Source organism: Pseudomonas laurentiana (assembly GCF_014648275.1).
GTDB classification, from domain to species: Bacteria; Pseudomonadota; Gammaproteobacteria; order Pseudomonadales; family Pseudomonadaceae; genus Aquipseudomonas; species Aquipseudomonas laurentiana.
The window spans coordinates 1-1016 of the sequence record NZ_BMQU01000082.1; the positions used below are offsets into that span (position 1 = coordinate 1).

The 1016-nt window shown below is 36.0% G+C and carries 2 protein-coding genes; both read left to right on the forward strand.

Features of this window, described 5'->3' with window-relative positions; genetic code table 11:
• On the forward strand, nt 1-230 hold a 230-nt coding region (gene rpsO, locus IE038_RS25530; protein ID WP_498053044.1), incomplete at its 5' end, for a 30S ribosomal protein S15.
• Between the two features lie 115 nt (nt 231-345).
• On the forward strand, nt 346-1016 hold a 671-nt coding region (locus IE038_RS25535; protein WP_498053046.1), incomplete at its 3' end, for an NADH-quinone oxidoreductase subunit D-related protein.

Consider the following 1016-nt stretch of genomic DNA (forward strand, 5'->3'; position numbering starts at 1 on the left):
TGATTCCTAGAGAACAAAGAGGATCTGTTGAATCTCAAGTATATTATTTAACCAGTCGAATTCAAAAACTTACTGAACATTTGGACCTGCACGGAAGAGACTACTCGTCCCAAAGAGGTTTGTGGAAAATTGTGGGTAAACGTAAACGACTTCTGATTTATCTGTTCAAAAAAGATAGACTTCGTTACAAACGTTTAATCGATCAATTAGATATTCGTGGACTGCGTTAATTTTGATTTGAATGAAATTTTCATTTTCAAAAATTATGTTTTATTAAATTCCGAATCCTAATGAGTCATTCTTTTTTTTTTTGTTCTCATTGATTTTTTTAACCGGGAAAGAGTTATGATTATGGTTGCTAGGGAGAAAGACCTCATGATGGTAAGTATGGGTCCTCATCATCCATCAATGCATGGTGTTCTTCGACTTATTGTTACTCTAGATGGTGAAGATGTTATTGATTGTGAACCTATATTAGGTTATTTACATAGAGGTATGGAAACAGTTGCTGAGAACCGAACAATTGTGCAATATCTCCCCTATGTAACACGATGGGATTATTTGGCTACTATGTTCACAGAGGCGGTAACGGTTAATGCGCCAGAAAAATTGGAAAATATTCAAATACCTAAAAGGGCTAGCTATATTAGAATGATTATGCTAGAGTTAAGTCGTATAGCTTCTCATTTGTTATGGCTTGGACCTTTCATGGCTGATATTGGTGCGCAGACTCCTTTCTTTTATATTTTAAGAGAGAGGGAAATGATATATGATTTATTTGAAGCTGCCACGGGCATGCGAATGATGCATAATTATTTCCGTATTGGAGGAGTAGCTGTAGATTTACCCTACGGTTGGGTAGATAAATGCTTCGATTTTTGCTATTATTTCTTTCCAAAAGTGACCGAATATGAAAGACTTATTACACGCAATCCTAGCTTTTTGAGACGAGTTGAGGGAGTAGGCATTATTAGTAGAGAAGAAGCAATAGATTGGCGTTTATCAGGACCCATGCT